Source organism: Cupriavidus sp. SIMBA_020 (assembly GCF_046535395.1).
In the GTDB taxonomy this organism is placed as follows: domain Bacteria; phylum Pseudomonadota; class Gammaproteobacteria; order Burkholderiales; family Burkholderiaceae; genus Cupriavidus; species Cupriavidus campinensis.
Window position 1 is genome coordinate 1 of the sequence record NZ_JAWRWU010000713.1, and the last position, 267, is coordinate 267.

1 protein-coding gene is annotated in these 267 nt (G+C 63.3%); it reads right to left on the reverse strand.

Annotated features, from left to right (window positions below; translation table 11 throughout):
- Window positions 1-83 precede the first annotated feature (83 nt).
- Window positions 84-267: AMP-binding enzyme (locus tag SB751_RS31190; RefSeq protein ID WP_410749167.1), on the reverse strand; the 184-nt coding region annotated here is incomplete at its 5' end.

Genomic DNA, 267 nt, shown 5'->3' on the forward strand with positions numbered 1-267 from the left:
GCGGGGAATGAGGTCGTCGAGCTGGTAAATGGGCATGCCCTGTCTCCGGATACGGCGGCGGGTCGTTCGTGGACCCGCCCGCGTCATTGGGGCCTGGACGCCCGCGCGCGTTCTTCTTCGCGCTGGCGCAGGATGCGACGCTGGATTTTACCGGTGGTGGTCATGGGCAGTTCTTCGACGAACTCGATTTCCTTTGGGTATTCGTAGGGCGCCAGGCGTTCGCGCACGTGTTCCTGCAGGTTTTCGATGATGTCGTTGCGGTCGCGC